The organism is Pseudomonas sp. PDM16, assembly GCF_014851865.1.
Lineage (GTDB): Bacteria > Pseudomonadota > Gammaproteobacteria > Pseudomonadales > Pseudomonadaceae > Aquipseudomonas.
Genome location: NZ_JACVAM010000006.1, coordinates 146,030 through 167,886 on the forward strand (window position 1 = coordinate 146,030; position 21,857 = coordinate 167,886).

Below are 21,857 nucleotides of genomic sequence, written 5' to 3' on the forward strand. Positions count from 1 at the left end.
CACAGCGCGGGCTCCGACAGCAAGGCGGGATCAGAACGCCAGTTCGGTAGTGAACATGGCCGAGCGTGGATCGCCATAACGCACGCGAGTGCCCCCGTTGTTCACATCGAAGTAGTCCTCGTCGAACAGGTTGTACACGTTCAGGCGCAGATTGACGTTCTCACTCACCTGGTAGGACGCCATCGCATCGGCCACCCAGTACGAAGGCACATAAGCCAGCGAGGTGGTCGCAGCATTCACGGCAGTTCCCGAGGTGATCAGGCGCTTCTGCTCATCCACGTACCGAGCACCACCACCCAGAGTGAGCTTGCCCAGCTTGTAGGTGGTCCACAGGGTACCGGTCAGTTCCGGAGACCAGCGCACGCCGGAAGTCTGGGTGACCACGCCGGTGGTGGCGTTCACACTCTGCTGATCGAGCTGCTTGGTCTTCATGTGCGCCACGCCGGCGGTGATCTGCCAGTTCTCGGTGATCTGGCCGACCATGCCCAGCTCCACGCCATCGACACGGGTCTTACCTTCCTGAATGCTTTCCAGGGTGATCTCATCCTGGGTGACCTGGTTTTCGTTCTCGGTGCGGTAGGCCGCGAGCGTAAGGCTCAGTTGATCGTCCAGCAGATCCCACTTGGTCCCCAGCTCCACGTGGCGGGTTTCCTGAGGATCGGCCGAAGGGTTGTTGATGTTGCCGGCGGCAGAGCTGATGGTGAAGCTGTTGCCGGGTGGGGTCTGCGAGTCCGCGTAGGAAAGGTAGATGCTGCCATTGGGCAACGGCTTGAACACCACCCCCGCGTTCCAGGTCAACAACTGGTCCGACACATCCAGCTTGGTGACGACTCCGTCGGCTGCCCGTGTCTTGTAATCGGTCTCGTAGTCTTCGTAGCGCAGACCACCGTTGATCGACCACTGTTCGTCGAAATGCAGCGTATCGAACACATAGACCGCCACCGAGCCGGTCTCCCCGGAGTTTCGGGCGCCGGTCTTGAACGGATCGGCCATCTGGTCATGCGGATTGGGGTTGTACAGGTTGGCCAGGGTGGTGCTCAGGCCAGTAACGGCGCCGGTACGGGTCAGTTGCTCTTCCTTACTGAACTCAATGCCACTGGACAGCGAGTTGCGCAGGCCGAAGGTGTCGAACTCGGTAGTCAGGTTGGTGAGGTTGGCCAGCACGTCGTTGGCCTGATCACCGTATTGGCGCGAGCGCGTCACGGTCCAGGTACCGCGATCAGGTGTGGTCGGCGCGGTGATGCTGAAAGCACCGGTCAGCACCCGCTCGATGCTGGAGCGCCCCCAGCGCGAAATGTTGCGCACGGTGGTCACGTCGTTGAGGTCATGCTCGAGCTTGAGGGTGAACATGTCTGCCTGAGCATCCTCGTAGTCGCTCGGAGAACCATAGAAATTCTCGCGATCGACCTTGGGTGCGGAGTTCAGCAGCGGGTTTGAGTTGTAGTAACCGTCCATGCCGATGGCAGGAATACCACCATCTGGGACGTTCTCCTGGCGCAGATGGTAGGAGTACAGGTAAACGCGGGTATCTCCATCGAGACCGAACGCGATGGACGGGGCCACACCGAAGTTGGTGTTCTCGACGTAATCACGCTCGTCGACACCGCCATCACGACGCGCCAGGTTCAGGCGCACTGCCGAGCCATCGCCGATCTGCTGATTGATGTCGGCGGTGATGGCCTTCTTGTCGGCCGTACCGTAGCCGAGTGTGCCGCTGATGCTGTTCTCCAGCGACGGCAGCTTGGAGACCATGTTGATGTAGCCGGAGGCGGAGCCGCGGCCGCTGTCGGTGCCGGACGGCCCCTTCACCACCTCGACCTGCTCGGTGTTGAACACGTCGCGAGTGATCGCCCCCAGGTCGCGTACACCGTCGACGAAGGTGGAGTTTTGTGTGGAGAAGCCACGCATCATGAAAGTGTCGCCTAGCGCAGTGTTGCCGTTCTCGCCCATCTGCATGGTGATGCCAGGGGTGTTACGCAGCGCCTCCATCAAAGTGGTGGCGCCCTGCTCGCGCATCACTTCCTTGTTGATGACCTGAATGGTCTTGGGAGTGTCCAGCAGCGGCTCCGTCATCTTGGCGTTCGCGCTCTTGGTGACGCGGTACTGGGCTTCGGCCTTGGACGTGATGCTGGTGGCCGGCAGATTGAGGTCCTTCGATACCTCGTCTGCCTGCACGCTCATGCTCATGGCCGGTACCGCGGCGACTACCAGTGCCGCCAACTGCCTGTTCTTCTGATGCTTACGGCTGCGAATCGACATTCCATCCCTCCCCTGACTTAAGAAAAGGCCGCGAGTCCAAATGACCCTCCGACCTCAAGGCGCCGGAATGCTAATAATTCGCATTAATTACAGCAATCTGTTTACGAAATATTTACAAACGAGACAAATTCTCGTCACATTCCTATGCCCCAAGATTGGTGGGAAATGTCCGCAAAACACCCTGAATGCCAGGCTACATCTGGCTTCCGAAGCGAAATTCGATATCAGAAAAACGAGAGACCGAGTCGGTCCAAGGCGAGGTCATTTGTAAAGGCGGAGAGACGCGGGAGCCGTATCCTGGCGAAACAGCTCCCGAATCGGAGACACCGTAACGCCCCGGGGCGGGGCGCAGGTGGCACCGGGAGGGCTCTTACAGGTAGAACGCCTTCAGCGGCGGGAAGCCGTTGAATTCCACCGCGCTGTAGCTGGTGGTGTAGGCGCCGGTGGACAGCCAGTACAGGCGGTCTTCGGCGGCCAGGTTCAGCGGCAGGCCGTACTTGTAGTTCTCGTACATGATGTCGGCGCTGTCGCAGGTCGGGCCGGCGATGATGACTTCTTCCATCTCGCCCTTGCGCTCGGTCCAGATCGGGAACTTGATGGACTCGTCCATGGTTTCGATCAGGCCGCTGAACTTGCCCACGTCGGTGTAGATCCAGCGCTCCACGGCGGTACGCGACTTGCGCGCAATCAACACCACTTCGCTGACCAGGATGCCGGCGTTGGCAATCAGCGAGCGGCCCGGCTCGAGGATGATTTCCGGCAGGTCGTCACCGAAGTCTTCCTTGAGGAAACGGGTGATTTCCTCAGCGTAGGTCTCCAGGTCGTTGGTGCGCTGGATGTAGTTGGCCGGGAAGCCGCCGCCCATGTTGATCATCTGCAGGGTGATGCCGTCTTCCTCCTTCAGACGCTCGAAGATCACTTTGACCTTGGCGATGGCGGCGTCCCACACGTCGATGTCGCGCTGCTGCGAGCCGACGTGGAAGGAGATGCCGTACGGCACCAGGCCCAGCTGCTTGGCCAGGATCAGCAGGTCCAGGGCCATGTCCGGGTTGCAGCCGAACTTGCGGGAAAGCGGCCAGTCGGCGCTGGTCGAACCTTCGGTGAGGATGCGCACATAGATCTTCGAGCCCGGCGCGGCCTTGGCGATGTTGCGCAGGTCGGCTTCCGAGTCGGTGGCGAACAGGCGCACGCCCTTGTCGAAGAAGTAGCGGATGTCGCGGGCTTTCTTGATGGTATTGCCGTAGCTGATGCGCTCCGGGCCGACACCGGCGCTCATGACCTTGTCCAGCTCGTAGATCGAGGCGATGTCGAAGTTGGAACCCTTGTCACGCAGCAGCTCGGTGATCTCGATGGCCGGGTTGGCCTTCACCGCGTAGTAGATCTTGGCGAAGGGGAAGCAGTTGACCAGCTGATCGTAGGAATTGGCGATGGTCTGCTTGTCGATCACCACGAAGGGGGTTTCCTGCTGATCGGCAAACGCCTTCATGCGCTTGAAAGTTTCGGGTGCGAAATAGTCTTCGACCTTGATCGACATGCTCGGGACTCCATATGGCAAAACACATTATTGAAAAGAGGGAGTGGCTCTAGGTTCGAGCCGCGAACGCCTGATCAGTTTCCCCACTTTGGTTCGCCTACTTCCCAAGGCATGTCGCCGATGACTCTTCGCAGCGCGAAAAGCCTCTCGTCGTCAGTACTTGAGCCGGATGGATCGTTGCCAGCATGAGCGTTCGGGCGCGAACTTTAGGACCAAGATTCCGTGTTAGCAATCAAAAGTTGCCGCAGTTTTGCACTCGGTTGTCGCTTGTCCGATTGATTGTTTTTTATCCCAAACGAAACGTTAGAAATGCTGCACAAAAAAGGCCCGCGGGCGAGTGCCGGCGGGCCTTGGCATAGCTTGATGAATCAGATGCGCAGGGCCACGCCCAGACGCAATTCACGACCCGGTTCGTCGGCGCCGCGCACACCTTCGTAATCGGTGATGTGCTCGAAATCTTCGTTGCTGGCGTGATCCAGGTAGGTCTTGTCGAAGACGTTCTTCAGGGTCAGGGTCAGCGCCAGGCGGTCGTCCTGCATCGGCTGCCATTCGGCGTACAGGTCATGCACGCCGTAACCCGGTTTGTCGACTTCGCCGACGCCGGTGTCGAGGCCATCGATGGCCTGGACGAAGCGCCCCTGCCAGCCGAACGACAGGTTGTCGTTCATGCGGTAGTCGGCAAAGGTGGTCCAAGTATCGCCGATGCTGGTGCCCAGGCCGTTGTACTCGTAGACGTTGAGGCGCTCGCCATCGACGCGGGCGTCGTTGTGGTGATAGCTCAGGCCCACGCTCAGGCGCTGCCAGTGGTAGGCACTCTGCAGCAGTACGCCCTTGCTCTTCAGGTCACCGACGTTGACGTACAGGTTGGGCCGGCCGAGCGGGTCGGCAATGGCGTCCTCGATGCGGGTGACGTAGCCCTTGGCCGACAGTTCCAGGCCGCCGAGGCGGTATTCGGCGCCGACTTCGCTGGTCTTGGCCTTCTCCGCCTTGAGGTCCGGATCGTTGCCGGAGGAATCCAGCTTGAACGCATCGCGCACCTGCGGGCCACGCAGGGCCTCGGCGTAGCCGGCGAGCAGGGCCAGCTCCGAGGTCAGCTGGTAGCGCAGGCTAAGGTTGGGGCTGACGCCGTCGTCGTCGAAGCTCTGTTCGTCGCGGTCATCCAGCTCGTAGCGATCGTAGCGCAGCCCGGCACCGAGCAGCAGGCGCTCGGTGACCTGGTAGGCGTCCTGCAGGTAGAGGCCGGTGACGTTGCCGGTCTCGCTGTCCAGCGAGCGGTCGCCGGCCGGGCCGAGGGTGCCCTTGTCGTCGCGGTAGTCGACGCCGTAGGTCAGGCTGTGATTGCCGATGTGGCTGGTGTTGCGCAGGTCGAAGCCGTCGCTGCGGGTGGTGCCGTAGTACAGGCCGAAGCGGCCGTCCTGCTCCAGCTCGGTCTCGGTGTGGTAGGCGGTCAGCTCAGCATCCAGCAGCGGGTTGTCCTTGGACTGGAAGGCGTAGTTGAGGGTCCAGGTCTCGCGCTCGGTGCTCAGTGGGTACAGCGGATTGAAGCCGCTGACGATCCACTGCGGGCGCTGGGTGCGCTCGCCGTCGTCGTGGCGCTGCTCGTAGCTCAGGCGCAGGGTCTGCTCCTCGCTGAGCTTGCCGACCAGCTTGGCGTAGCCGAGCTTCTGCCGCGCGCCGGTGCCGAACACGTCGTCGTTGTCGCCGTTCTCGTAGTCGTTCTGGTCCTGGTAGCTGCCCACGGCCAGGGCCGACCAGTCCTCGTTGAAGCGGCCGAACACGCTGGCGCTGGTCTTGTAGCCTTCGCCATTGCTGAAGTAGCCGCTCTTGAGCAGCGCGCCGGCCTGCTCGCCTTCACGCAGCAGGTCGTCCGGGTCCTTGGTCACGAAACGAATCGAGCCGCCCAGGGCGCCGGGGCCGGCGGTGGCATCGCCGGTGCCAGCCTGCACCTCGGCGCGTTTGAGCAGCTCCGGCTCGATGCCGATGCGCCCGGTGTGGTGGAAGGTCTGCCCGGCCTGCTGGGCGCCGTCGATGCTGATGTTCAGCAGGGTGTCTTCCATGCCGCGCAGGTAGAGCTTCTGCGCCACACCGGCGCCACCGCCGACGGTGACCTCGGGGTTGGACTCGAACACGTCCTGCAGGTCGTTGGCCTGGAAGTGCTCCAGCTGCTCGACCTCAACCGTCTCGGCGCGGTCGGTCTGGCCGCTGATCTCGACGGCCTCCAGTGCCAGGGCCGGGTCTTCTACCTCGGCGGCCTGGGCCAGGCCGGCGGCCAGCAGGGCGGCGGCGAGCAGGGAAAGACGGAAGGGGCGGTACTGCATGGGTTGGCCTCAACTTCAGATGTGAATTCTTCTCAACTGAGAAATATTCGCCTCAAGCAGAGCGGGAGGAAATCACTTTTACAACTGTTACGCGCCTGGCAACTGCAGCTCCAGCTGCAGGCCACCGCTCTCCAGGTTGCGCGCCAGGATGCGCCCGCCGGTGGCCTGCACCTGGCGTTCGGCCAGGGCCAGGCCGAGGCCAAAACCGGCACGCTCGCCGGACACGCGGAAGAACGGGCGGAAGATGCGCTCCAGCCACTGCTCCGGCACGCCTGGGCCCTGGTCGGTGACGATCAGGCGGAAGCCACGCTCGCCAGGCTCCAGCGCCACCCGCACCTCGCCGCCCGGTGGCGTGTGATCCAGGGCGTTGCGCACCACGTTCTCGATGGCCTGGCCCAGGGCTCGCTGGCTGGTTCCAGTCAATGGTGCCTCGCCGGGCAACTCGGCGACCAGGCGGCGGTCGGGGAACTCGAAGCGCGCATCGTCGAGGATGCTGTCGACCAGCTCGGTGAGGTCGAGGGTCTCGTCGCGTAATTCAGGGCGCTCGTTTTCCAGCCAGCCCAGGGTCAGGGCATCCTCGACCAGGCGACGCATCTCGCCGCATTCGCCACGGATGCGCTCGAGCAGGCGGTCGTTGCCCGGGTCCTGCTCGGCCAGGCTGACCGCCATCTCGATGCGCGTCAGCGGCGTGCGCAGCTCGTGGGACATATCGGCCAGGCGCTGGCGCTGGTCAATGATCAGTTGCCCGGTGCGCTCGGCCATGGCGTCGAAGGTCGCCGCCAGGCTGGCCAGCTCGTCGTTGCGCGAGCCGAGCAACGAGCGCACGCGCACGCCGTAACCGCCCTCGGCGAACTGCCGGGTCGCCTGCTCCAGGCGCCCAAGCGGCTGCATCAGGTGGCGATAGAGCAGCCAGCACACGCCCACCAACATGGCCAGCGGCACCACGAACTGCAGCAGCAGCCAGACCTGGTGCCAATACAGGCCGGGGCGCATGCGCTGCGGCAGGATGATCAGGAAGTGGGTTTTGCCGTCGGCGAACGGCAGATCCATGATCGGGTTCTCCGGGAAGTACAGGTGGATCTTCCAGGACACGTCGCGGCCCAGGCTGAAGCCCTCGGTGAAGCGCTCGTTGAGCACGCTACCGGCCAGCGGATGCACCTCGGACTCGACCACCGCCGCCCAGGTCTGCTCCTGTTCCTGCAGGGTGGCCAGCCAGCGCGCCAACGCATCGTGATCGCCGGCCCGGTACAGAGCCTCGGCCTGGGCGCCATAGTGGCGCAGGGTCTGCTGGTGTTCGGCATCGATGAAGCTCATGCGCTCCTCGGTCTGCCAGGCCAGCCGGGCGATCAGCCAGAACAGCAGCACGCTGCCGACGGCGATGACGATGCACAGCTTCCAGAACAGTTGCCGTTTCATGCGAAGGCGTACCCGCGGCCATGCAGGGTCTGCAGGCGGTCGGCGCCGAGGCCGGCCTCGACCAGGCGCCGGCGGATGCGGCTGACGTGCATGTCCAGGCCGCGGTCGTAGCTGCTGTATTCGCGCTCCAGCACCACGCGATACAGATACGGCTTGCTCAGCGCCTCGCCGCGCTGGCTGACCAGTTGCCAGAGCAGGCGAAACTGGATCGGCGTCAGCGTCAGCTGGCATTCGCCGACCCGCGCCTGCTGGGCGTGGCGGTCCAGGTGCAGTTCATCGACCTGCAGGCTGCTGGGCTGCCCGCCCCGGGAGGCCTCGACCGGGCGGGTGCGACGCAGCACCGCGTCGATGCGCAGTTGCAGCTCGGTGATGTTGAATGGCTTGGGCAGATAGTCGTCAGCGCCGTGGCGTAGACCACGGATGCGTTCCTCCTCGGCGCCGCAGGCGGTGAGCATGATCACCGGCGTCTGCTGCTGTTCACGCAGGCGGCGCAGCACCACCAGGCCACTGATGTCCGGCAGCAGCACGTCGAGCAGCACCAGGTCGGGCTGCTCCTCCAGCGCCATGACCAGGCCGTCCTCGCCCAGGTGGCTGCAACGGGTGGCATAGCCCTGGCCGCGCAGCAGCTCGCCGAGCTGGGCGCACAGAGTGGTGTCGTCCTCGATAATGAGGATGCGGGCCAGGTGGCTGGTCATGCGCGAAGTCCGAAGCATTAAAGAGAATAATTCTCATACAGAAGATGCTCCGACGCAAAGCACAACGAAGTCCAAGCGTGGATCGGACAGACGCCCGGCTCCGATTCGGCCAGAGATCGCGATTCCCGTTATAATCCCGCGCTTTTCGGGGCGCCCGGCCATGCCCGGCGCCCGCCATCGATTCCAGTCAGGCACGCACACATGACCATCCAGGCCGCCGAAGTCGCCAAACGCCGTACGTTTGCGATCATCTCCCACCCCGACGCCGGTAAGACCACCATCACCGAGAAGCTGTTGCTGATGGGCAAGGCGATCGAGGTCGCAGGGACCGTGAAGTCGCGTAAGTCCGACCGTCACGCCACCTCCGACTGGATGGAGATGGAGAAGCAGCGCGGTATCTCCATCACCACCTCGGTGATGCAGTTCCCCTACCGAGCACACATGGTCAACCTGCTCGACACCCCCGGCCACGAAGACTTCTCGGAGGACACCTACCGCACCCTGACTGCGGTGGACAGCGCCCTGATGGTGCTCGACGGCGGTAAGGGCGTTGAGCCACGCACCATTGCCCTGATGGAGGTCTGCCGCCTGCGCGACACGCCGATCGTCAGCTTCATCAACAAGCTCGACCGCGACATCCGCGACCCCATCGAGTTGCTCGACGAGATTGAGGCAGTGCTGAAGATCAAGGCCGCGCCCATCACCTGGCCGATCGGCTGCTACCGCGACTTCAAGGGCGTCTACCACCTGGCCCAGGACAAGATCATCGTCTACACGCCGGGCCATGGCCACGAGCGCACCGAGCAGAAGGTGATCGACAAGCTGGACTCGGATGAGGCCCGCGCCCACCTGGGTGACCTCTACGCTCGCTTCATCGATGAGCTGGAACTGGTCCAGGGCGCCTGCCACGAGTTCGACCAGGCCGCCTTCCTCAAGGGTGAGATGACCCCGGTGTTCTTCGGCACCGCGCTGGGCAACTTCGGCGTCGACCAGGTGCTCGACTGCATCGTCGACTGGGCCCCGCAGCCGCTGTCGCGCGCCGCCCACGAGCGCGTAGTCGAGCCGGTGGAAGAGAAGTTCAGCGGCTTCGTGTTCAAGATCCAGGCGAACATGGACCCGAAACACCGCGACCGCATCGCCTTCATGCGCATCTGCTCGGGCAAGTATGAGAAAGGCATGAAGATGCGCCATGTGCGCATCAAGAAGGACCTGAAGATCGCCGACGCCCTGACCTTCTTCTCCAGCGAACGCGAGCAGCTGGAAGAGGCCTACGCCGGCGACATCATCGGCCTGCACAACCACGGCACCATCCAGATCGGCGATACCTTCACCGAAGGCGAGGTGCTGGGCTTCACTGGCATCCCGCACTTCGCCCCGGAACTGTTCCGCCGCGTGCGCCTGAAGGACCCGCTGAAGTCCAAGCAGCTGCGCCAGGGTCTGCAGGAACTGGCCGAGGAAGGCGCGACCCAGGTCTTCTTCCCCGAACGCAACAACGACATCATCCTCGGCGCCGTCGGTGTGCTGCAGTTCGATGTGGTCGCCAGCCGCCTGAAGGAGGAATACAAGGTCGAGTGCGCCTACGAGGCAATCACCGTCTGGTCAGCCCGCTGGATCGAGTGCAGCGACGAGAAGAAGCTCAAGGAGTTCAAGGACAAGGCCTTCGAGAACCTGGCCGTGGACGGTGGTGGTCACCTCACCTACCTGGCCCCGACCCGGGTCAACCTAAGCCTGATGGAAGAACGCTGGCCGGACGTGAAATTCCGCGCCACCCGCGAACATCACTGATGCGAAGTTGATCCGAAAACGCCCCGGCCACTGCCAGGGCGTTTTGTTTGTGCGGAGCGGTTTTTCATAGAAGCGGGCCCACCGCGCACTCTGACTCCCTCTCCCTATGGGAGAGGGGAGTTACGCGCCGACTTTCAGCAGCGTGCGCACCTTGGCCGCCGAAAGCTTCTGCAGGCCGCACAGGCAGTCGTGGTCGGCGCGGATATCATGGCGCTCCCACAACAGCGCCTGCAGGTGCAGGGTCAGGTTGGCCGCCATCTCGGCGTCGGCCAGCGCGCGGTGGGCCTGGCCGGTGCTGGGCAGGCCCACCCAGCGGTTGAGGTTGCCCAGGCTGTGGCTCGGCGCCTCCGGCAGCAAACGGCGCGACAGCAGCAGCGAGCAGGCGAAGTCGCGACCACGGCGACGGCCCACCTGGCCCAGCTCGGCATCCCAGAACTTCGCGTCGAACGCCGCGTTATGCGCCAGCATCGGCGCATCGCCAACGAACTCGGCGACTTCCGCCATCACCTCGGCCACCGGCGGTGCACTGCGCAACATGGCATTGCTGATGCCGGTCAGCTGTTCGATGAACGGCGGCACCCAGGCGCCGGCATTCATCAGACTTTGGTAGCGGGCGACGATGTGCCCATCCTCGATCATGGCCACGCCGATCTCGGTCGGTCGCGCGCCCTGGGCCGGCGACATGCCAGTGGTTTCGAAGTCGATCACGGCGATGCGTTCGGGCATCGGTCTTCCTCAGTTCTTCAACAGTTCAGTTTTTCAACAGCAGTGCGCCCTCGACCGGCACAAAGCGGTCGGCAGCGCGAATCAGCGAATTGGCGGTGAGCCCGGCCACGCCATACACGGTACTGGCAACATCTCGGCGCTCGCGCACCCGCTGCAGCAGCAGGTCGAAGTCGCCATCGCCGGACGCCAGCACCACCTCGTCCACCCGCTCGGCGGCCTCCATCACATCCAGGGTGATGCCGACGTCCCAGTCGCCCTTGGCCGAACCATCGCTGCGCTGGATGTAGGGCTTGAGCATCACCTCGAAACCGAGGTTGCGCAGGATCTGCTGAAACTGGCGCTGCTTGGCATCGCCACGGTCGATGGCATAGGCGCGCGCCTCAACGATCTCGCCAGCGGCCGCCACCTGGCGCCACAGCTCGGCGTAGTGGAAGTGGCAGCCATGGGCCTGGCGCACGGTGTAATAGAGGTTCTGCACATCGGCGAACAGGGCGATTCTTTTCACGAGACACGGCCGGACGAAAGGAGCGGCATTATGCGCTATTGGCCAGCATGTTCGTTGCCCCCGGCCATCGGCTAAAGTGACTTCATGAAGTACTGCCACGATGCCTGCCAATGAATCCGCTTACCGTTCTGCGCGACTCCTTTCACTTCTTCAGTCGCCACCTGGCCAGCATCGCGCCGCTGTGCCTGCCGCTGATCGCCGTCGAGTGCCTGGTACGGGCGCTCATCTCGGGACTGGCCGATGCGGGGCATGTACCTGCCTATGAACTGCTGGTCGGGCTGTTCTTCTATCCGCTGTACAGCGCCGCATTGATCCTCTACCTCGATGCTCGCAGCCAGGGCCAGCGCCCCAGCGCACGCAACCTGCTGGCCGCCGCGGTGCAGATGTGGCCGCCGTTTGCCGTGCTGGCCGGGTTGACCACCCTGCTGATCATGCTCAGTGGCGCGCTACTGCTGCCACTGGCGTTGTGGGTGATGGTCAAGCTGGCCTTCGCTGAATACTTCCTGGTGCTGCGCGGCGCCTCCCCCCTGCAGGCCATGCGCGAAAGTTTCCTCCTCAGCGCCGGCCACTTCTGGTCACTACTGGCCTGTGTGCTGCTGGTGATAGTGCCGCTGTGGCTGCTGGACGACTGGACCCTGCAGCTGCTCGGCGAACAGACGGATACGGTCGGTAGCCTGCTGCTGGACATCGTCAATGGCTTCCTGCAGCTGTTCTCCAGCGTGGTGCTGTTCCGCTGCTACATGCTGTGCAGTCAGAGGCCGACCGAAGACAGCCACAGTAGCTGACTATGCCGACAGAAAAACCACCGATCCGCTGCTAGGCTTTGAACGTCCGACTTCCCTGAGAAGAATCCTCCATGTCCGAACAGAACCCCAGCATCCTGTCTCACGTTTCCATCGGCACGAACCAGTTCGATCAGGCTGTGGCCTTCTACGACAGGGTGTTGGCCACTCTCGGCTGCAAGCGCATTCTCGAGCACCCTGGCGCCATGGCATGGGGCCGCGAGTACCCGGAGTTCTGGGTGCAGGCACCCATCGACGGCCAGCCTGCCAATGTCGGCAACGGCACCCACTTCGGCTTCGTCGCTCCGGACAAGCAGGCGGTGCACGCCTTCTACGAGGCGGCGCTGGAAGCCGGCGCCAGCCCGGACGGGCCGCCCGGACCACGCCCTCACTACGGAGAGCCCTATTACGGCTGCTTCGTGCGTGACCTGGACGGCCATAAGATCGAGGCAGCGTATTGGGACATGGAGCTGGTCTACGAGTTGTATGTCGAGCCGCACGATCACTGAGTAGACGGCCTCGATATTGCCCCCCGCGGACGCGGGCCGGGCACCGCTTTCGAACTATGGACAAAGCCGACCGCTGCCTCCATGCTCGAATCGAAGCGAACAACAAGACGGCCTCGAGCCGCGCGGTAGTGAATGCGCAGAATTTTTCCAACTGTCCTGCTGGCTTGGTTGTTCTCTGCCGGCGCCCTGGCCGAGAAAGCGCCTGCCGAACCGGCTATCGTCGTGGGCTATTACGAGTTCCCACCCTATACCTGGACTGCCGAGGACGGTACGCCGAGCGGCTCGGTGCTGACCCTGACCGAGCGCTTGCTGCGGCAGGCGGGGTACCGTGGCGAATACAGGTCGCTGCCTGGCGCGCGACTATATGCGGGGCTGCAGGACGGCAGCGTGCAACTCTGGCCCGGAGCCGGCGGCAAGGCCGAACTGATCGGTCATACCTACGAAGCTCGCCACGCCATGGGCCACTTCAACCTGGCGCTCTACCACCGCCAGGACGTGCAGGCACCGACGCTACCGGACGGTCTGCGCGGCAAGGGAGTGATTGTGATCAGTGGCTACAGCTACTGGAAACAGATCAACGATCTGCTGACGGACCCTGGGATGGGCATCAGCATTCACCGCACCAGCACTCACGCCTCCGCCCTGGAAATGTTGCTGCGAAAGCGTGGCGACTATCTGCTCGACTACCAGGCACCGGTGGAACAGGTACGTAAAGAGCTCGGCCTCTCGCCACTTCCCTATATCGTGCTGCAGCGTCTGGAGTCACGACTCATCGCGTCTCGCCATGCGCCCGGGAGCCTGGGCCTGCTGGAGAAGCTCGACCGCGCCTACGAAGAATTGCAGGCCGCCGGCGAAGACCTCAGGGTCGAATGAGCGCCTCCTAACGGCGGGGCTTGGCCCGCGCCGTCGGCTCCGCCACCAGCGGGTCGTCCGGCCAGTAGTGCTTGGGGTAGCGCCCCTTCAGGTCCTTCTTCACTTCCAGGTAGGTGTTGGCCCAGAAGCTGGCCAGGTCCTGGGTCACCTGCACCGGGCGACGTGCCGGTGACAGCAGGTGCAGCAAGACGCCCTGCCGGCCACCAGCAATGCGCGGCGTGGCGGCCAGGCCGAACAGTTCCTGCAAGCGCACCGCCAGCACCGGCGGCGACTCGGAATAATCGATGCCGATGCGCGAGCCGGACGGCACCTGCAACGCCTTAGGAGCGAGTTCGTCCAGGCGCTGCGGCAGCGGCCAGGGCAGCTGCCCCTGGAGGATGCTCGTCAGGTCGAGATTGGCGAAGTGGCTGAGCCGGCTGACCTTGCCCAGGTACGGCAGCAACCAGTCCTCCAGCGTCGCCAGCAGCGCGGCGTCACTCAGGTCCGGCCATTCGCTGGCGTCCTTCTGTTGCAGATCCAGGCCACGCAGCAGCGCCACCCGTGCCTGCCACTGGCGCAGCTCAGGCGTCCATGACAGCAGCTCCAGGCCCTTGCGCCGCACCAGTCCGAGCAGCGCACGACCACGTGCAGCCTCGTCCAGTCCGATCAGTGCCTCGCGGCTGAGCACCAGCTCGCCGACCCGGCGTTGGCGCTCGGCGCGCAGCACGCCCTCGCGCTCGTCCCACTCCAACTCCTCGCGCAACATCACCTGTTCGGCCAGCACCGAATCGAACAGCGTTGGATCGAGATCGGCGGCCAGGTAGATGCGCTCCTCGCGCTGGCCCTGACGGCTGCCGAGATCGGCGATCACCAGCCATTCGTGCTTCATCAATGCATCCGGCTCACCGAACTGGGCGGCGCGACCATTGGCCAGGCGATAGTCGCCACCACCCTTGCCACGCTGGCGGGCGACACGATCCGGGTAGGCGAAGGCCAGCAGCGCGCCGAGCCAGCGCGGGTGCTCGGGGTCGGCCACCGCTTCGTCGGCCCTGCCGCGTAGGTATGAGCGGAACTGCCGGGCCAGCTGGCGCGCGCGCTGCACGCCGCCACGCGAGCCTCCAGCGGCGCGCGACTCGCCGGCCAGCAGGCTCATGCGACTGTGCAGGTCGGCACCGCCACCGCGCAGGATGTCACGCTCGCCGAGCAGCGCCGCCAGGTCCGCCGCCAGCGCGCCGAGGCCCAGAGCCTGGCCACGCAGCAGCAGGTGGGCGATGCGCGGATGGGCCGGCAACTCAGCCATGGTCTGGCCATGCGTATTCAGCGCGCCGCGTTCGTCCAGCGCACCAAGGCGCGCCAGCAGGTCACGACCCTGGGCGAAAGCGGCGGCCGGTGGTAGGTCGAGCCAGGCCAGATCGGCAGGCTGCACGCCCCAGCGCGCCAGCTGCAGGGCCAGCCCCGCCAGATCGGCCTGAAGGATTTCTGCTGCGCCGTAGGCGGCCAGCTGTTCGTGCTGGGTCTGCGACCACAGGCGGTAGCACACACCCGGCTCCAGGCGCCCGGCACGGCCGGCGCGCTGGGTGGCCGAAGCGCGGGAGATGCGCTGGGTGTCCAGGCGAGTCATGCCGCTGGCCGGGTCGAAGCGCGGCACTCGCGCCAGGCCGGCGTCCACCACCACGCGCACACCGTCGATGGTCAGGCTGGTCTCGGCGATATTGGTGGCCAGCACCACCTTGCGCTTGCCGGCCGGAGCCGGCTCGATGGCGGCGCGCTGGGCGCTCAGTTCCAGCTCGCCGTGCAGCGGACAGAGCAGTACCTCGGGGCGCTGGCCCAGGTTTTCTTCGAGCTGTTCGTGCACCCGGCGGATCTCGGCCTGGCCGGGGAGAAACACCAGCAGGCTGCCCGGGCCATCGGCCAGGGCCTGCAACACCGTCTGCACCACCCGAGGCTCGATGCGCTCACCGGGCAGCCAGGGCGCGCCCCAGCGCATCTCCACCGGGTGCATGCGGCCCTCGCTGGAGACCACCGGCGCATCGCCAAGCAGAACCGACAGGCGCTCGCCTTCCAGAGTCGCCGACATCAGCAGCACCTTGAGCGGCGGCTCGTCGCGCAGCAGCTCGCGGCCGTTGAGGGTCAGCGCCAGGGCCAGATCGGCATCCAGGCTGCGCTCGTGGAATTCATCGAAAATCACCAGGCCGACGCCATCCAGCGCCGGGTCGTCCTGCAGGCGGCGGGCGAGAATGCCCTCGGTGACTACCTCGATACGGGTGTTGGGGCCAACCTTGCTGTCCAGGCGAATGCGGTAGCCCACCGTCTCGCCGACCTTCTCGCCCAGTTCGCTGGCCAGGCGCTCGGCAGCGGCGCGCGCAGCCAGACGACGTGGTTCGAGCATGAGGATGCTCTGCCCGGCCAGCCACGGCTCGTGCAGCAACGCCAGCGGCACACGCGTGGTCTTTCCCGCGCCGGGCGGTGCTTCCAGCACGGCCTCGTGGCGCTCGGCCAGGGCGGCGCGCAGGGCGGGCAAAACGTCGTCGATGGGCAGGCGGTTCATGGGCTCTCCGAAACAGCCGGCGATTATAAAGCCGAACCGAAGCGCGGCACCGGGCATCCAACTGCAATGACGGCCTTGGTATAGTGCCGCACCATTTCCAGGAGGTGCCCATGCGCATGCATTCCCGCGTTATCGGCGGCGTTCTCGCCGCGACCCTGCTGACCCAACTTGCCGCCTGCGGCACCCTGTTCTTCCCGGATCGCCGCGGGCAGATCGAGGGCAAGGTCGATCCACTGGTGGTCGGCCTGGATGCCATCGGCATTCTGTTCTACGTGATTCCCGGCCTGATCGCCTTTGGCGTCGACTTCGCCACCGGCGCCATCTACCTGCCAAACGATCAGTACACGGTGGCGCCTTCGATCCTACGCGAGGCCATCGGCGAAGACGGCAAGGTCGACAACCACAAGCTCAAGGCCATCCTCTACCGTGAGCTCGGCCGTGACCTGCCGCTGGACGATCCGCGCCTGATCCAGCACAACGGCGGCGCCGAACAGTTGGCCGCTTACGGCCTGCGCGCCGAGGCCTGATGAGCGCTCTCGTCACTCACGCGCAACGCCTGCTGGCCTACCACGGCTGGGCTTACGCACGATTGCTCGACGAGTTGGCGAACCTGTCCGAAGAACAGTACCTGGTGCCCTGCGGTCTGTTCTTCGGCAACATCGATGGCACGCTCAATCACCTGGCGGCGGTGGACCGCATCTGGCTGGCGCGAGTGCGGGGCGAGCCCTCTCCCTTCGACCACCTGGATGCCTGGGTGAGCAGCGACCGCGCCGAACTGAGACGCTATCTGGAGGTGGGCGTAACCGCCTGGCACCAGCGACTCGACGACCTTGGCGACGACGCGCTACTGACGCCTCTCACCTATCACAACATGGCCGGCGAGCCTCAGCAGCGCCCCCTACTAGATATCGTGAGCCACCTGGTCAACCACGGCACCCACCACCGTGGGCAGATCACTACGGTGCTGACCGCCCTGGGTCATCCGGCGCCGAAGCTCGATTACATCTACGCCCTCGCCGAGTTGCCATGAGCGTGATACCCCAGCACGCCCGCCTGCTGCGCCAGGCCACTGCCGCGGCACTGGCCACCGCACTGCTGCTGGCCAGCGCCAAGGCCATCGCCTGGTGGTTGAGCGGCTCGGTCAGCCTGTTGGCCGGGCTCACCGACTCGCTGCTCGATGGTGCCGCCTCGCTGCTCAACCTGATCGCCGTGCACTACGCCCTGCGCCCGGCCGATGACGACCACCGCTACGGCCATGGCAAAGCCGAAGCCCTGGCCGGCCTCGGCCAGGCTTTGTTCGTCGGCGCCAGTGCCGTGCTGGTGGCGCTGCAGGCCTGGGATCGTCTGCGCCATCCCGAGCCGCTCGGCGCCCAGACGCTGGGTATCGCGGTGATGATGCTGTCGCTGGCGATGACCTTCGCCCTGCTGCTGTTCCAGCGCCACGTGGTGCGCGTGACCGGCTCAACCGCCATCCGCGCCGACTCGCTGCACTACCGCTCCGACCTGCTGCTCAACGCCGGCATCCTGCTCGCACTGCTACTCGCGACCTTTGGCTGGCAACAACCGGATGCGCTGATCGGCATGGCGATTGCCGCCTACATCCTGTGGAGCGCGATCAGCATCGTGCGCGAAGCGGTGGCGGTGCTGATGGACGAAGAGCTGACAGCGGACGTCAGCGAGCGCATGCACGTGCTGGCCTGTGCCGTACCTGGCGTGCTCGGTGCCCATGATTTGCGTACGCGCATTTCCGGCACCCGCTGGTTCGTGCAGTTGCACCTGGAGTTGCCCGGTGAGCTGTCACTACGCGAGGCGCATCAGCGTTGCGTGGAAGTGGAGCAGGCGATTCGCGGCGAATTTCCGCGTGCCGAGGTGCTGGTACACGCCGACCCAAGGCCGGCGTGAGAGACGGCCCGGCGAATGCCAGGCCGGGAAGCCGATCAGTCGACCAGCTTGAGTTCGCCTTTCATCAGGCCGATGTGGCCCGGGAAGGAACAGAAGAACTCGTAGGGGGTACCAGCCTCCAGCTTGGCCACATCGAAGCTGGCGGTCGCGGTCTCGCCGCCACCGATGATCTTGGTGTGGGCGATGACGCGCTCGTCACCCGCCTTGATGTAATCGTTGTCGAGACCGGCGGCGATACCGTCGGTGGCAATCGCCTGGGCGTCTGCGGTCTTGCTCAGTACCCAGTTGTGTCCCATCACGGCCTTGGCCATGCTCCCGGTGTGCTTGAGGGTCACAGTGAAGGTCTTGCAGCTTTTGCTGACATCGATCGACTTGGTCTCGAACGTCATCTGGTCGGTGGAGTGGACTTCCACGGCACACTCGGCGGCGAACGCCGGCAGGCTGGCCAAGCTGATGGCAGAAGCGATCATGAGTTTACGCAACATCGACTTTCTCCTGGGCAGGTAGGCAATTACATCTAGCCCTCCGAGACTGCCACCGGCGCATCACTCTGCCCATGGGTTGCGACAACCGGTCACAGGCAGACCGCACAGCCACCATTTCGCACAAAACCCTTTATTTGCGGGGCATTGAGCCCATGTCGACATACGCATGGCCACTACGCGACAAAAGCGCACAGGCAAACTAGAGCAATTGCTCTAAACGTATTAGGCTAGGCGCGCTAATAACAACAACAGTGAGCCCCTCATGAATCTATCCCCCTCCGCCGTTGCCCTGCTCGGGCTGGTCGCCTGGACCCTGCTACTGCTGTTTCTGATCATCAACCAGCGCGGGCTGCTGGTGCTGAGCGGACGCATGCGGGTGAATGTCTTCGCTCCGGACGGCAGCAATACGCCCGGCGGCTTCGCCAAACGCGTAGTGCGCGTCCACGCCAACGCCCTGGAGAATCTGCCGCTGCAAGTCGCCGTGCTGCTCTATGCACTGCAGGCCAACCAGACCGCCATCACCGACCCGTTGGCCTATGCGCTACTGGGTGCTCGACTGTTCCAGTCGCTGATGCATCTGACCAGCACCAGCAGCCTGTTCGTCTGGCTGCGTTTTGCCGGCCTGCTGGTGCAGATGCTCATCCTCGCTTGGTGGCTGGTGCGACTCGCCGGTTTGCTCTGAGGCAGGACACAGGATCGGCTGCAGCAACCGCTCCCAGGCCCTGTAGCCGCTGGCAGTGAGATGCAGGCCGTCGGCACGGTAGTCGCGCAATCGCAATACCGCCTGGACATCGACGTATTGCCAACCCTCTTCACGTGCCCAGGCTTGCAGCTGGGCATTCACCTGGGCCACCTGGCGATTGAGGATGGGATGGTGCTCGTGCATCGGCGTCACCCGCAGGGTTGACTGCAGCACCGGGGTGACACCCGCCAGCCGCAGCCGGTCCAGCAGTGCTCGATAGTTGTCCAGCAACTGTTCGGGCGCGATGCCGTAACGCAGGTCGTTGATTCCGACCATCACCAACACCTGCCTGGCGCCCGTTGCCTCCAGCAGTGTCAGGCCCTCCAGCAGATCGCTGCTGACCACGCCGGAAACCGCCAAGTTGATTGGTGCAAGGCACGTCGGATGACCGCCCCAGATATGCCCGGCGGTGATCGAGTCACCGAGCAGGGCCAGCGGCGCCTGGCGGGGGCGCTGGCGCAATGCATCGAAGCCAGCCTCCACCCGCTGTTCACGAGTGGGAGGTGGTGGGCGGTTGCCAGCCTGGACCGCCATCCAGCCGGCGGAGAGCAGGGCGAAGGCCCAGACCAGCAGGCCGGCACGACGTTTCATGTCATCGTTGAAGTGCATGGCGCGATCTTGCCGCAAGCGCAAAGAAAAAGGGGAGGCCGATGGCCTCCCCTTTTTCTTGTCCGATGCTGGCAATCGTGTCGCCGCTTTCCTCGCCCGCCTGATTGGGCGGTGCGGACCCGGGGGCCTGCACGATCCGGTAGGACCGCCGGCGCCGCGGCACCTGATTGGGCGCCGCGGGTGGACATAACGTCCGGGCCATGAAACTGAGGGAAAGCTTAACGAGCACAATGCGCCAAAGGATTGCTAATATTGCTCACCACAACCTTATTTGCGCAATTATTAGCCATTTAAATATTAATTTCCGCAATCCAAGCACAAAGAAGATAAGCAATGAACAAACTGGATCGCTACGACCTGCGCATTCTCGCCGAGCTGCAGCGCGATGCGCGCATCTCCAATCAGGAGCTGGCCGAACGCATCGGACTGTCGCCCTCACCCTGCTCACGACGGGTCAAGCAGCTAGAAGACGATGGTTACATCGCTCGGCAGGTGGCACTGCTGGACCGCAAGAAACTCGGCCTGTCGCTGACAGCGTTCGTCCTGATCGGCATGGATCGCCACACTCCGGAGCGCTTCGAGCATTTCCAGTCGGTGATCCGTCAATGCCCGGAGGTGCTGGAATGCAGCCTGGTGACCGGGATGGACGCCGACTACCAGCTCAAGGTGGTGGTGCCGGACATGGACCACTACCAGAAATTCCTGCTCGGCCAACTCACCCGCATCGAGGGCGTGACCAGCGTACGCTCCAGCTTCGTGCTGAATCAGGTGCTGTCCAGTACCGAGCTGCCACTGGAGCACCTGCGCGGCTGATTGCCGCAGGCCTGAGCGACAAATGCTGCGCGGGGCGCCCTGACGCGTATAATCGCCGCCCCGCAGCAGTTCCCGTATACCGCGAGGCCACCATGGAAACCGAACAGTTCGAAGCCCTGATGATGTACGTCCTGGTGGGCGGCCTGATCGTATTCATGTTCTTCATCATCTGGGACCTGGCCAAGAAGTCCAAGGCAGGCCGCCTCGGCACCGCCATCCTGTTCCTCGGCCTGGGCCTGTGCCTGTTCGCCTTCCTGGCCAAGCCGATCATCACCTACTTCATCGAGATGGCTCGCGGTATCCACGGCTGAGAAACACCAACGTACCTCGGACGCGCCCGCGGTCGTCTACGGCAACGACCGATGTGCCTGAACCGCGCATTCTTCAGCTGTCTCTCAAGGAAAAGTCATGAACGCCACCAACCTGGTCATGCAGAGCTACGGACGCTGCTGTGTAAGCCCCACCTTCTTCGATGACTTCTATCAGCACTTCCTCGCCAGCTCGTTGCAGGTACGCGAAAAATTCGCCACCACCGACATGACCGCGCAGAAGACCCTGCTGCGCCAAGGCATCCTCAACCTGGTGATGTATGCCCGCGGCATGCCCGACACCAAGCTGAAAGCATTGGGCGAAAGCCACTCGCGCATGCGCCTGGACATCCGCCCCGAACTCTACGACCTCTGGCAAGCGGCGTTGCTGCGGACGATCTCCGAGCATGACAGCGAATATAACGAGGAAGTCCGCACTGCCTGGCGCGATGTGCTGCAGAAAGGCATCAACGTGATCAAGTCGTACTACTGATCCAGCCGAGCCGGCACCTCTCGCCACTGACCTGGCAGCAGCTCCTCCAGCCCCCAGGGCCCGATACGCACACGCACTAGCCTGAGCGTGGGCAGGCCCACGGCGGCAGTCATGCGCCGCACCTGGCGGTTGCGTCCCTCGCGGATCACCAGCTCCAGCCAGGCGGTGGGCACGCTCTTGCGAAAGCGCACCGGCGGGTTGCGCTCCCACAGCGACGGTTCCTCCAGCAGACGAGCCTCGGCCGGCAGGGTCGGGCCATCGTTGAGTTGCACACCCTCGCGCAGCTGACGCAATTGCTCCTCGCCCGGGGAGCCCTCCACCTGCACCCAGTAGGTCTTGGCCAGCTTGTGCTTGGGGTCGGCGATCCGCGCCTGTAGCCGGCCGTCATTGGTCAGCAGAAGCAACCCCTCGCTGTCGCGGTCCAGGCGACCGGCCGGGTAAACCCCGGGCACGGCGACGAAATCCTTGAGGGTGACGCGCCCCAGCTCATCGTTGAACTGAGTGAGCACGTCAAACGGCTTGTTCAGCACGATCAGCCGCGGCTCGGTCGGCGGTGCCTTGGCCACACGGCGTGGT

General features: G+C 64.3%; 21 protein-coding genes and 1 pseudogene. 11 read left to right on the forward strand and 11 right to left on the reverse strand.

The annotated features are described in order from the left end of the window. Window positions 1-30: 30 nt before the first annotated feature. From IB234_RS20105 to IB234_RS20125, 5 genes are all read right to left on the reverse strand, one after another. Entirely contained in the window at window positions 31-2,259 is a 2,229-nt protein-coding gene (locus IB234_RS20105; RefSeq protein ID WP_192321302.1) for a catecholate siderophore receptor Fiu, read from the reverse strand. Window positions 2,260-2,629: 370 nt separating this feature from the next. After that, window positions 2,630-3,793, reverse strand: a complete 1,164-nt coding sequence (locus tag IB234_RS20110; protein ID WP_192321304.1) for a type III PLP-dependent enzyme — start codon at window positions 3,791-3,793, stop codon at window positions 2,630-2,632. Window positions 3,794-4,161: 368 nt separating this feature from the next. Next, window positions 4,162-6,111 (reverse strand): TonB-dependent receptor domain-containing protein, encoded by a 1,950-nt coding sequence (locus IB234_RS20115; RefSeq protein ID WP_192321306.1) that lies wholly within the window; start codon window positions 6,109-6,111, stop codon window positions 4,162-4,164. An 87-nt stretch (window positions 6,112-6,198) separates the two neighbouring features. Further along, complete coding sequence (locus IB234_RS20120) at window positions 6,199-7,527, reverse strand: sensor histidine kinase (protein ID WP_192321308.1); 1,329 nt, start codon at window positions 7,525-7,527, stop codon at window positions 6,199-6,201. Further along, entirely contained in the window at window positions 7,524-8,222 is a 699-nt protein-coding gene (locus IB234_RS20125; RefSeq protein ID WP_192321310.1) for a response regulator transcription factor, read from the reverse strand. Before IB234_RS20125 ends, IB234_RS20120 begins: the two co-directional genes overlap by 4 nt. A gap of 201 nt (window positions 8,223-8,423) precedes the next feature. Here IB234_RS20125 and IB234_RS20130 point away from each other — a divergent pair, with 201 nt between their 5' ends. Next, window positions 8,424-10,007 (forward strand): peptide chain release factor 3, encoded by a 1,584-nt coding sequence (locus tag IB234_RS20130; protein ID WP_192321312.1) that lies wholly within the window; start codon window positions 8,424-8,426, stop codon window positions 10,005-10,007. A 120-nt stretch (window positions 10,008-10,127) separates the two neighbouring features. Here the strand turns inward: IB234_RS20130 and IB234_RS20135 are convergent, their stop codons facing one another. Both IB234_RS20135 and IB234_RS20140 read right to left on the reverse strand, forming a co-directional pair. Further along, window positions 10,128-10,733, reverse strand: a complete 606-nt coding sequence (locus IB234_RS20135) for a PolC-type DNA polymerase III (RefSeq protein ID WP_192321314.1) — start codon at window positions 10,731-10,733, stop codon at window positions 10,128-10,130. Window positions 10,734-10,758: 25 nt separating this feature from the next. Next, window positions 10,759-11,238, reverse strand: a complete 480-nt coding sequence (locus tag IB234_RS20140) for an NYN domain-containing protein (protein WP_192321316.1) — start codon at window positions 11,236-11,238, stop codon at window positions 10,759-10,761. Window positions 11,239-11,348: 110 nt separating this feature from the next. Here IB234_RS20140 and IB234_RS20145 point away from each other — a divergent pair, with 110 nt between their 5' ends. The 3 genes from IB234_RS20145 to IB234_RS20155 all read left to right on the forward strand — a co-directional run bounded on the left by IB234_RS20145 (window position 11,349) and on the right by IB234_RS20155 (window position 13,402). Next, window positions 11,349-12,023, forward strand: a complete 675-nt coding sequence (locus tag IB234_RS20145; RefSeq protein WP_192321318.1) for a hypothetical protein — start codon at window positions 11,349-11,351, stop codon at window positions 12,021-12,023. Window positions 12,024-12,094: 71 nt separating this feature from the next. After that, window positions 12,095-12,529: a VOC family protein gene (locus tag IB234_RS20150; protein WP_192321320.1), complete on the forward strand. Its 435-nt coding sequence runs from the start codon at window positions 12,095-12,097 to the stop codon at window positions 12,527-12,529. Window positions 12,530-12,661: 132 nt separating this feature from the next. Further along, entirely contained in the window at window positions 12,662-13,402 is a 741-nt protein-coding gene (locus IB234_RS20155; RefSeq protein ID WP_192321322.1) for a transporter substrate-binding domain-containing protein, read from the forward strand. A gap of 7 nt (window positions 13,403-13,409) precedes the next feature. Here the strand turns inward: IB234_RS20155 and hrpB are convergent, their stop codons facing one another. Beyond that, window positions 13,410-15,929 (reverse strand): ATP-dependent helicase HrpB, encoded by a 2,520-nt coding sequence (gene hrpB, locus IB234_RS20160; protein WP_192321324.1) that lies wholly within the window; start codon window positions 15,927-15,929, stop codon window positions 13,410-13,412. Window positions 15,930-16,039: 110 nt separating this feature from the next. On the opposite strand from hrpB, the gene IB234_RS20165 reads away from it, so the two are divergent. The 3 genes from IB234_RS20165 to IB234_RS20175 are packed head-to-tail and all read left to right on the forward strand — an operon-like array spanning window position 16,040 to window position 17,831. Further along, a complete protein-coding gene (locus IB234_RS20165) occupies window positions 16,040-16,456 on the forward strand; it encodes a polyribonucleotide nucleotidyltransferase (protein ID WP_192321326.1) in 417 nt (138 codons plus the stop codon). Further along, window positions 16,456-16,959 carry a DinB family protein gene (locus IB234_RS20170; RefSeq protein ID WP_192321328.1) on the forward strand — a complete coding sequence of 168 codons (504 nt, stop codon included), beginning with the start codon at window positions 16,456-16,458 and terminating at the stop codon, window positions 16,957-16,959. Before IB234_RS20165 ends, IB234_RS20170 begins: the two co-directional genes overlap by 1 nt. Further along, window positions 16,956-17,831: a cation diffusion facilitator family transporter gene (locus tag IB234_RS20175; RefSeq protein ID WP_192321331.1), complete on the forward strand. Its 876-nt coding sequence runs from the start codon at window positions 16,956-16,958 to the stop codon at window positions 17,829-17,831. The genes IB234_RS20170 and IB234_RS20175 overlap by 4 nt, the downstream gene beginning before the upstream one ends. 35 nt (window positions 17,832-17,866) lie before the next feature. On the opposite strand, the gene azu is transcribed toward IB234_RS20175, so the two are convergent. Further along, the gene (gene azu / locus IB234_RS20180; protein ID WP_192321333.1) at window positions 17,867-18,316 is read right to left on the reverse strand and encodes an azurin; all 450 of its coding nucleotides are present in this window, start codon (window positions 18,314-18,316) and stop codon (window positions 17,867-17,869) included. 262 nt (window positions 18,317-18,578) lie between these two features. Between azu and IB234_RS20185 the strand changes: the two genes are divergently transcribed. Further along, window positions 18,579-18,998, forward strand: coding sequence for an MAPEG family protein (locus IB234_RS20185; RefSeq protein ID WP_192321335.1), 420 nt, complete (start codon window positions 18,579-18,581; stop codon window positions 18,996-18,998). A 48-nt stretch (window positions 18,999-19,046) separates the two neighbouring features. Here IB234_RS20185 and IB234_RS24010 read toward each other — a convergent pair. After that, a pseudogene (locus IB234_RS24010) lies at window positions 19,047-19,667 on the reverse strand (GDSL-type esterase/lipase family protein); the annotation flags it as partial. Window positions 19,668-20,000: 333 nt separating this feature from the next. Between IB234_RS24010 and IB234_RS20190 the strand changes: the two are divergent. The 3 genes from IB234_RS20190 to IB234_RS20200 all read left to right on the forward strand — a co-directional run bounded on the left by IB234_RS20190 (window position 20,001) and on the right by IB234_RS20200 (window position 21,281). Next, window positions 20,001-20,480: an Lrp/AsnC family transcriptional regulator gene (locus IB234_RS20190; protein ID WP_043308345.1), complete on the forward strand. Its 480-nt coding sequence runs from the start codon at window positions 20,001-20,003 to the stop codon at window positions 20,478-20,480. A gap of 92 nt (window positions 20,481-20,572) precedes the next feature. Then, window positions 20,573-20,791 (forward strand): DUF2788 domain-containing protein, encoded by a 219-nt coding sequence (locus IB234_RS20195; RefSeq protein WP_192321337.1) that lies wholly within the window; start codon window positions 20,573-20,575, stop codon window positions 20,789-20,791. 97 nt (window positions 20,792-20,888) lie between these two features. Continuing rightward, on the forward strand, window positions 20,889-21,281 hold the full coding sequence (locus tag IB234_RS20200) for a globin (RefSeq protein WP_192321339.1): 393 nt from the start codon (window positions 20,889-20,891) through the stop codon (window positions 21,279-21,281). On the opposite strand, the gene IB234_RS20205 is transcribed toward IB234_RS20200, so the two are convergent. Next, a complete protein-coding gene (locus IB234_RS20205) occupies window positions 21,275-21,847 on the reverse strand; it encodes a pseudouridine synthase (RefSeq protein ID WP_192321545.1) in 573 nt (190 codons plus the stop codon). The genes IB234_RS20200 and IB234_RS20205 overlap by 7 nt on opposite strands. Between the last annotated feature and the right edge of the window lie 10 nt (window positions 21,848-21,857).